Consider the following 8,481-nt stretch of genomic DNA (forward strand, 5'->3'; position numbering starts at 1 on the left):
AACGCGTACTATCTCGATGCCGAAGCTCGCTCGTCCAGAAGGAGCAGAGATGACCGAATCCCTCCCCGTCCTGGCGGGGCTGCCCGTGACGCGTCCCGCGGGCCGCCCGTTCGATCCCCCCGAGGAGCTGGCGCGGCTGCGTGAGCAGCGGCCGCTGAGCCGGATGACCTACCCCGACGGGCACGTGGGCTGGCTGGTGACCAGCCATACCCTGGCCCGCGCCGTGACGGCCGACACCCGCTTCAGCTCAAGGCATGACCTCATGCGCTCCCCGGTGCCCGGAGCGGCCTCCGCGGGGCAGTTCCCGCCGGCTCCGCCCGGGATGTTCATCGGGATGGACCCGCCCGAGCACACTCGCTACCGGAGCCTGCTCACCGGCACGTTCACCGTCCGCCGGATGCGCCGGCTCACCTCGCGCGTCGAGCAGATCACCGCCGAGCACCTGGACGCCATGGAACGGCACGGGCCGCCAGTGGACCTGGTGGAGGCGTACGCGCAGCCCATCCCCGCACTGATGATCTGCGAGCTGCTCGGCGTCCCCTACGCCGACCACGAGATGTTCCAGCGTCACACGGCGGCCCTGAACGACCACGACGCCGCACCGGAGGAGCAGTACGCCGCCATCACCGCCCTGCAGGGGTACCTGCGCCGGCTGGTGTCGGCCAAGCGCGCCCAGCCCACCGACGACCTGCTCAGCGACCTGACCACGAGCGACCTCACCGACGAGGAGCTCACCAACATCGGCGCCCTGCTGCTGGGCGCCGGCCTCGACACCACCGCCAACATGCTCGCGCTGGGCACCTTCGCCCTGCTGAGCCACCCGGGCCAGCTCGCCGCCCTGCGCGCCGATCCCGGCCGCACCGACCAGGCCGTCGAGGAGCTGCTGCGCTACCTGAGCATCCCCCACACCGGCGTGCGGACGGCGGTGGACGACGTCGAGCTGGACGGCCACCTGATCAGGGCCGGTGAGACCGTCACCATCTCCATCCAGGCCGCCAACCGCGACCCAGCCAGGTTCGCCGACCCCGACACCCTCGATCTGCGCCGGCAGGCCACCGGGCACGTGTCCTTCGGCCACGGCGTCCACCAGTGCCTCGGCCAGCAACTGGCCCGCGTCCAGATGCGGGTCGCCTTCCCCGCCCTGGTCACCCGGTTCCCGACGCTGCGCCTGGCCGTCCCGCCCGAGGACGTGCCGCTGCGCACCACCTCGGACATCTACGGCGTGCATCGGCTCCCGGTCACCTGGGACGCGGCCTGACCCTCGAACGGGCCGGCTACGGACGGATCGCGCCCACCAGGCTGCGGCCCGTCAGCGGAGAGATCTTGACCACGTCACCGGTCTGGGGGGCGTGGACCATCTTGCCGTTGCCCGCGTAGATGCCGACGTGGCCGAGGCCGTTGCTGAAGATCAGGTCGCCGGGCTGGAGGTCGTTCACGGAGACCTTGCGGGCGGCGCCCCAGGCCCACTGCTGCCAGGTGGTGCGCGGGAGGGAGACGCCCGCGGCCCGCCACGCCGCCTGGGTGAGGCCGGAGCAGTCCCAGCCGCCGGGCCCGGTGGCGCCGAAGACGTACGGCTTGCCGATCTGGGCGTAGGCGAAGCGGAGGACTGCGGCGGCGTTGCCCGAGGCGGGGCCCGTGTACTTCAGACCGGTGCTGTTCGGGTCGCCGGTCCGGTAGGCGCCGAGCTTCTTGAGCAGCTTCTTCTGCTGCTTGATGAGGGCGAGGATCTCGCTGCGTTCCTTCTCGACCGCGTCGCGCTTGTCGTCGGCGGCCGACAGAGCGGTCTGCGCGTTGTCGCGGTCGACCTTGAGGCTGCGGTTCTCCCTGTCGAAGGCCACCAGTGTCTCGGCGCGGGCCTGCGTGATCCGCCCGGCCAGCACCAGCCCGTTGAGCATGCCCGACGGGTTGTCGGCTCCCAGCATGGAGGGCCAGGACATCATGTCGCTGCCCAGCTGGTAGTTGTCGATCGCCATCGAGACCACCTGCGCGCGCAGGTCCGCCACGGTCGCCAGCTTGCGCTTGTAGCTGTCGTTCAGCTTGCCGTAGAGCTTCTTGGCGTCCTTGTACTTCTCGTTCGCCGTGTTGTACCGGTCGACGACCTTGTCGGCCTGGTCGTTCAGCTTGTCGAGCTTCGCCTGGGCTTGCCGCAGGGTCGGTCTCGGCTCAGCCAGCGCCTCACCCGTTGGTGAAAGCATCAGCCCGGCCACTAGACCCGCGGCCATCGGCACCCGGCCAAACCTCACAGCGTCGCCTCCCAGAGATCAGATCTGGGGCGAAATAGTACAGAAGTGGCCGGTAAGGTCTCACCCGTTCTGCAGATTTGTAATCTAGGCCCTACCGAGGCGGCGCAGCAGCAGACCTGACGGAACCGGTCTGGCTCCCATGCGCCGCACCGACTCCGCCACCTCCCGGTCCGACGACACGACGGCGATGGCCCGGCCCAGCGGCTCGGCGCGTACGAGCTGGCGGATGAGGTCGTCGGCGATCTCGTCGGGCGCGCTGAACAGCACCCGCACGCCGCGCGGCGCCACCACCTGGACGGGCGCGTTCAGCTCGGCGCCGTCGAAGACCACGGTCAGCTCGACCCTGGTCTGCGCGACGAGCCCGCCCAGGCCGGTCATCAGCCGGTTGCGCTGGTCGGCGAGCGTGAGCGTGCCGTAACCGGTCTTGGTCACGTTGTAGCCGTCGATGATCAGGTGGACCTGTGGCAGCGCGAGGAGCTGGTCGAGGAGCTGCGGATCGTCGTCCGCCAGGGCGCGGGCGGGCACCCCGCGCACGCCCGGCGTGCCCGGAGCCACCGCGGCGACCGAGTCGGCGGGCCTGCTGATCGTGGTGGGCAGCGCCAGTTCCCTGCGCAGCCCGGCCGAGGCGTCCTGCAACGCGTCGAGCAGGACCCTGACGCGGGCGTCCTCGATGCTCCTGCCCTCGCGGGCGGCCCTGCGCGAGGCTTCGAGCTGCTTCTCGGCGTCGGCCAGCCGCTCGCGCAGGCGGCGCAGCTCCGACTCCCCCGCGCTGCCCGCCGCCGAAGCCGCGGACCTCGCCTCCTCGGCGGCGTGCTCCATCTCCTCGGCACGGCGCACCGCGCCCTTGGCGCGCTCTCGGGCGTCGTGCAGCTTGCGGCGCAGGTCGGAGTTCTCGGCACGGGCGACCCTGAGCTGCTCGCGCAGCCGGTCGGCCTCCTCCTTGGCGGAGCTCTTCTGCGCGGCGAGCTGCTCGCGCAGCCGGGTGACGGCCTCCTCGCGCTCGGAGCCTTCGGCCGCGACGGCCGACTGCTCCAGGTCGGCCCTGGCGGAGTCGACCATGTCCGCCCAGCCGGGCGGGCGCGTGAGGTAGGCGGCGGCCGCCACGAGAACGGGGTCGGCCGCCGGCGGGACGTTGCCCTCGGCCAGCGCGGCGACCAGCTCCGGCCACCCGGCCGCCACCGACTCGGCGACGACCTCGCGGAACTTCTTGTCGTTCTCGAGCTGCGCCGCGATGGGCGCACTGCCGAGTTTGGCTCTTTTGCGCGGGTCGAACTTGGCGATGCCGCGCAGCGGTGGCGGGACGGAGACAGCAGGCATCGAGCCGAGGACCTGAGCGGCCAGGTCGACGACGTTCAGCCGCACCTGCTCGGGAAGCGGGCGAGACAGGCCTTCACCCGCTGAACTCATCCCACTGTCCCTTCGTGACATGCCCTTTCACACAAGGGTACGGCTGTCGCGTACCGGCCCGTGACGGCCACCCTGGTATGGACAAGCGCTTGGTTGGCGAGATACGACAGAGCCGGGACCGACGCTCGCCCAGGAGGCCTACCATGACGGAGCAGATCCGCACCTCCACCCGTGACCTGGAAGAACTGCACGACCGGGTGGCCGCCTGGCTCCGCGGCCGGGTCGGCTCCCCCGTCACGGTCTCGGAGCTGTCGCGTCCATCGGGGAACGGCCTGTCCAGCGAGACGCTCTTCTTCACCGCCTCGTGGGGACGCGAGCGCACACGCTGCGTCGCCAGGCTCGCACCAGCGGCGGAGGCCGTACCCGTCTTCCCGTCCTACGACCTGCGGGCCCAGTTCGAGATCATGCGCCTTGCCAGGGGGAAAGCTGGAGTTCCCGTTCCTCGGGCGCTCTGGCTGGAGCCCGACCCGGGCCCGCTGGGCTCTCCGTTCTTCGTCATGGAGCGCGAGGACGGGGACGTACCGCAGGACCTCACGCCGTACACCTTCGAGGGCTGGCTGCGCGACGCCCGCCCGCAGGACCGGCGCAGGCTCCAGGACGCCACGGTAGGCGTCCTGGCCGCCCTGCACGACGCCCCTTTCACCCGCGACGACCTCGCCGTGCTGACCGGAAGCGGGCCGGTAGGGCCGGATGGGGGAAGGGCGGGCGAGGGCGGGCTGCGCGCGCACGTGGACGAGCAGCGGGCCTACTATGAGTGGGCTCACGGCAGCCTGCGGGTCCCGCTGCTGGAGCGGGCCTTCGACTGGCTGGAGGCGCACTGGCCGGACGACCCGGGCCCCGACGTCCTCTCCTGGGGGGACGCGCGCATCGGCAACGTGATCTACCGGGACTTCACGCCGGTGGCGGTCCTCGACTGGGAGATGGCGGCGCTGGGGCCGCGCGAGCTCGACCTCGCTTGGATGATCTTTCTGCACCGTTTCTTCCAGGACATCACAGAGTCCCTGGGTCTTCCCGGCTTGCCGGACTTTATGCGCCGAGACGACGTCTGCCGTACATATCGTGATCTAACCGGCTATGAGCCCCGCGACATGGGCTTCTACGAGATGTACGCCGCCCTCAGGCACGGCGTCATCATGGCCAGGGTGTGGCGGCGCCGGATCCACTTCGGCGAGCAGCCCATGCCCGGCGACCCCGACGACCTGGTGCTGCACCGGACCACCATCGAGGAGCTGCTCAGCCGCTAACTCAGAGGCTGGCGTCGTAGACCAGCAGCGCGACCTGCACCCGGTTGTTCAGCTCCAGCTTGGTGAGGATGCGCGAGACGTGCGCCTTGACGGTGGCGACGCTCATGAACAGCTCGCGCCCGATCTCCGCGTTGGACTTGCCCTGCCCGACCGCCGCCGCCACCTCACGCTCGCGCTCGCTGAGCCGTCCGAGCAGCGTGCGGGCCCGGCCGGCGCGGCGCTCGGGACCGCCGTCGGAGACGTGCGTGATGAGCTGGCGGGTCACAACAGGCGACAGGATCGGCTCGCCGGCGGCCACCTTCCTGATCGCCTCGACCAGCTCGCCGGGTGGGATGTCCTTCAGCAGGAAGCCCGCAGCCCCGGCCCGCAGCGCCCGCAGCACCTGGGCGTCGGCGTGGAAGGTGGTCAGCACCACCACCTCGGGCGGCGACTCGGCGGCCCGCAGCAGCTCGGTGGCGGTGAGGCCGTCGACGCCGGGCATCCGGATGTCCATCAGCACCACGTCCGGATGGTGCTCGGCGACCAGCGGCGGCACCTCGGCCCCGTCGCCGGCCTCCGCGACGATCTCGATGTCGCCCGCCCCCGCCAGGATCATGGAGAGCCCGGCCCGAACTAGGGCGTCGTCGTCAACGATGAGCAGCTTGATCGTCATGGGGTCCACGGTAGCCAGGCTCGCAGGAGGAAGTCGCCCTCGGCGGTGGGGCCGTGCTGCAGCCGGCCGCCCGCCAGCTCGGCTCGCTCGTTCAGCCCGATGAGCCCGGCCCCCGCCCCGGGCAGCCGCATGGGCTGGCGGCCCCCGAGGGGGTTGCGCACCTCGACCGTGACGCCGTCGTCCTGGCCGCCCGTCACGGTGACGGTGACGGGAGCGCCGCCGGCGTGCTTGCGTGCGTTCGTCAGCGCCTCCTGGACGATCCGGTAGACGTTCCTGCCGAGGCCCTGCGGCACGTCCGCACCGTCCGCAGGGCGCCGTTCCCCGCCGGCGGACGCGGCGAGCGGGACGTCGAGGCCGGGCGTGGCGAGCGTCACGTCCATGCCCGCGTGCCCGCACTCCTCGACCAGCGCGGGCAGGTCGCCCAGCGTGGGCTGCGGCCGGTCGGGGACGGCGCTGTCGGGGTCGGAGCCCGGGTGGCGCAGCACGCCGATCACTTCCCGCAGGTCCTGCAGCGCCTGGTGCGCGCTGCTCCTGATCGCCCCGGCGGCCCTGGCCACCTCGCCGGACGAGGCGTCGGGCCGGAACTCCAGCGCCCCCGCGTGCAGGCTGAGCATCGAGAGGCGGTGCGCGAGCACGTCGTGCATCTCTCTGGCGATGCGCTCGCGCTCCAGCCGCTTGGCCTCCTCGGCCGCGATGTCGGCGCGCTGCCTGAGCGACCAGACGAGCTGCCGCCTGGCGCGCACCACGACGCCCCAGGCGAACACGGTCAGCACGATGGCGAAGCCGAGGACGATCGCCCCCCAGAAGCCGAGCTCTCTGTCGGGCCTGAGCATGACGTAGGGCACCAGCGTGACGAGGCTGAGCAGGACGATCGGGCCGGAGACCTTGAACGGCCGGTGCACGGCCACCGTGAACAGCCCCACCACCGCTGCCCCGCCCACCAGTATCAGAAACGACGACAGCACGCTGGTGACCAGGGCCAGCCCTATCGGCCACCTGCGGCGCAGCCACACCGCGGCGCACGACAGCGCGCCCGCGACCTGCTCGATCATCTGCAGGGGCCTCGGGTCACCGGCGAGGTCGGACAGGCTCAGATAGGTGAGGCCGCAGGCGGCGAGGAACATGACGGTGTCGACGATCCAGTCGCGCGTCGAGCGCTTCGCCGGGCGCCCGTCGCTGCCGTCGCCCAGCAGCACGGAGGGCAGCACCCATCGGTATTCCGTCACGTTTCCCGAGGTTAGACGTTGCGGGAGGGTGCCGAACAGCGACCAAAGTAGATGGGGGACGAGACCTCCGGCCGACGCGGCTCGCCCCGGCCCGGCACGAACCTGGAGGCATGAAGGGACTTCTCCACGTGCTCGCCTGGCTGCTGATCTTTCAGGGGCTCGGCGGGCTGCTCAACACCGTGTTCGGCTGGTGGCGCTGGGCACACGACCTCCTGCTGGTGAACATCCTGCCGTTCCTCGACGGCTACGAGGTCTTCGCGGCCATCGTGATCGGCGTCCTAGGTGTGGCGCTGGCGGCCGCGTCCGGTTCGGCGAGGAAGGCGGCGGACCGGACGTGAGCACGAGCACACTGCGCCCGCCGCGCAACCAGGCCGACCCGCGGGCGATCGCCTGGTGGACCGTCCAGTTCCTGATTCTCGCCGTGCCGTCGGCCGCCGCGGCCGTGGCGGCCTTCCTGCTGTTCACCGACCGTCCCGCCTGGCTGGCGGGCGTGGTGGGCGCGTTCGCCGCGGCCTGCCTGGTGCTCGCCTTCGTCGTGCCGCGCGCGTACTACCGGGTGGAACGCTGGGAGGTCACCGGCGACGCCGTCTACACGCGCAAGGGCTGGCTGACCCACACCTGGCGGGTCGCGCCGATGTCGCGCATCCAGACGGTCGACACCGCGCGGGGGCCGGTGCAACGGCTGTTCGGGCTCGCCGACGTCACCGTGACCACGGCCTCGGCCGCGGGCGCGATCAGGATCGCGGCGCTCGACCACGAACTGGCCGCCGAGCTGGCCGAACGACTGACCGCGATCACGCAGGCCACCCCGGGAGACGCGACGTGAACCGGCGAGAGCCCACCACGATCACCCAGTCCACCCCGGGCGACCTGAGCTGGCGGAGTCTGTCCCGGCGGAGCCTGGCCGCCTCGGCCGTGCTCTCGCTGGCCGTCGTCGTGCCCGTCGTCGTGGTCCTGGCCAGGCTGCTGTACGGCCTGCACTGGCCGCCTGCCGCCATCGCCGCCGCCTGCGCGGGCGCCGCTGTGCTGATCGTCGCGGCGACGCTGGCGTACGACGAGGTGCGGCTGCGCACGACCCGCTGGCGGCTCACCGACGACCGGGTGGAACTGCGCTCGGGCATCGCCGTGCGCCAGCACCTGTCGATCCCGCGCGACCGGGTGCGCAGCGTGGACCTGCGGGCCGATCCGGTGCGGCGGGTCTTCGGCCTCACCGTCGTCAAGGTTGGCACCGGCGAGCACGCCACCGACCGCACCGAGCTCACGCTCGACCCGCTGACCGGCCACGAAGCCGAGCGGCTTCGCCACGTCCTGCTCCGGACGGCCGCTCAGGAGGAGCCGGAGGGCCCGCTGGCCGAGCTGCGGTGGTCGTGGATCAGGTACGCGCCCCTGACGGTGTGGTCGTTCGCGGGCGGCGCGCTGGTGCTCGGCGGGCTGTACAAGCTGGTCGACGCGTTCGGCGTGAACCTGTTCAGCACCGGCACGGCGTCGGGCGCGTGGGAGTGGGTGACGGGGCGGCCGTGGCTCACGGTGCCGCTCCTCTTCCTGGCGAACGTCGTGATCGGCCTGCTCGGCGCGGTGCTGCTGTTCGCCGAGTCGTGGGGGCGCTACCGGCTGGAGCGCGAGCCCGGCAGGCTCAGGCTGCGCCGCGGCCTGCTGACCACCCGCTCGCTGACACTGGAGGAGCGGCGGCTGCGCGGCGTGGAGCTGTC

At 71.9% G+C, this 8,481-nt stretch carries 9 protein-coding genes; 5 read left to right on the forward strand and 4 right to left on the reverse strand.

The features are described 5' to 3' along the window. Positions 1–49: 49 nt before the first annotated feature. Positions 50–1,258: a cytochrome P450 gene (locus tag ABZ297_RS32180; protein WP_355353977.1), complete on the forward strand. Its 1,209-nt coding sequence runs from the start codon at positions 50–52 to the stop codon at positions 1,256–1,258. Positions 1,259–1,274: 16 nt separating this feature from the next. Here ABZ297_RS32180 and ABZ297_RS32185 read toward each other — a convergent pair whose 3' ends face one another. After that, a complete protein-coding gene (locus ABZ297_RS32185; protein WP_355353980.1) occupies positions 1,275–2,243 on the reverse strand; it encodes a C40 family peptidase in 969 nt (322 codons plus the stop codon). Between the two features lie 84 nt (positions 2,244–2,327). Further along, positions 2,328–3,650 (reverse strand): NYN domain-containing protein, encoded by a 1,323-nt coding sequence (locus tag ABZ297_RS32190; RefSeq protein ID WP_355353983.1) that lies wholly within the window; start codon positions 3,648–3,650, stop codon positions 2,328–2,330. Between the two features lie 143 nt (positions 3,651–3,793). Here ABZ297_RS32190 and ABZ297_RS32195 point away from each other — a divergent pair, with 143 nt between their 5' ends. Continuing rightward, positions 3,794–4,894, forward strand: coding sequence for a phosphotransferase family protein (locus tag ABZ297_RS32195; protein WP_355353986.1), 1,101 nt, complete (start codon positions 3,794–3,796; stop codon positions 4,892–4,894). 1 nt (position 4,895) lies between these two features. Here ABZ297_RS32195 and ABZ297_RS32200 read toward each other — a convergent pair whose 3' ends face one another. After that, positions 4,896–5,546: a response regulator transcription factor gene (locus tag ABZ297_RS32200; protein WP_355353989.1), complete on the reverse strand. Its 651-nt coding sequence runs from the start codon at positions 5,544–5,546 to the stop codon at positions 4,896–4,898. Then, positions 5,543–6,772, reverse strand: a complete 1,230-nt coding sequence (locus tag ABZ297_RS32205) for a histidine kinase (RefSeq protein WP_355353992.1) — start codon at positions 6,770–6,772, stop codon at positions 5,543–5,545. The genes ABZ297_RS32200 and ABZ297_RS32205 overlap by 4 nt, the downstream gene beginning before the upstream one ends. 110 nt (positions 6,773–6,882) lie before the next feature. On the opposite strand from ABZ297_RS32205, the gene ABZ297_RS32210 reads away from it, so the two are divergent. The 3 genes from ABZ297_RS32210 to ABZ297_RS32220 form a co-directional block, all read left to right on the forward strand. Beyond that, complete coding sequence (locus tag ABZ297_RS32210; RefSeq protein ID WP_355353995.1) at positions 6,883–7,110, forward strand: hypothetical protein; 228 nt, start codon at positions 6,883–6,885, stop codon at positions 7,108–7,110. Continuing rightward, positions 7,107–7,598: a PH domain-containing protein gene (locus ABZ297_RS32215; RefSeq protein ID WP_355353998.1), complete on the forward strand. Its 492-nt coding sequence runs from the start codon at positions 7,107–7,109 to the stop codon at positions 7,596–7,598. Before ABZ297_RS32210 ends, ABZ297_RS32215 begins: the two co-directional genes overlap by 4 nt. Continuing rightward, the coding region (locus ABZ297_RS32220) for a PH domain-containing protein (RefSeq protein WP_355354001.1) at positions 7,595–8,481 on the forward strand (887 nt) is incomplete at its 3' end. The genes ABZ297_RS32215 and ABZ297_RS32220, both read left to right, overlap by 4 nt.

Origin of the sequence: Nonomuraea sp. NPDC005983 (genome assembly GCF_040614375.1) — a bacterium.
In the GTDB taxonomy this organism is placed as follows: domain Bacteria; phylum Actinomycetota; class Actinomycetes; order Streptosporangiales; family Streptosporangiaceae; genus Nonomuraea.

Excerpts from the sequence above, each read along its gene's own strand:
- ABZ297_RS32195 (WP_355353986.1), top strand. The coding sequence starts at position 3,794 with ATGACGGAGCAGATCCGCACCTCCACCCGTGACCTGGAAGAACTGCAC.
- ABZ297_RS32200 (WP_355353989.1), bottom strand. The coding sequence starts at position 5,546 with ATGACGATCAAGCTGCTCATCGTTGACGACGACGCCCTAGTTCGGGCC.
- ABZ297_RS32210 (WP_355353995.1), top strand. The coding sequence starts at position 6,883 with ATGAAGGGACTTCTCCACGTGCTCGCCTGGCTGCTGATCTTTCAGGGG.
- ABZ297_RS32180 (WP_355353977.1), top strand. The coding sequence starts at position 50 with ATGACCGAATCCCTCCCCGTCCTGGCGGGGCTGCCCGTGACGCGTCCC.
- ABZ297_RS32190 (WP_355353983.1), bottom strand. The coding sequence starts at position 3,650 with ATGAGTTCAGCGGGTGAAGGCCTGTCTCGCCCGCTTCCCGAGCAGGTG.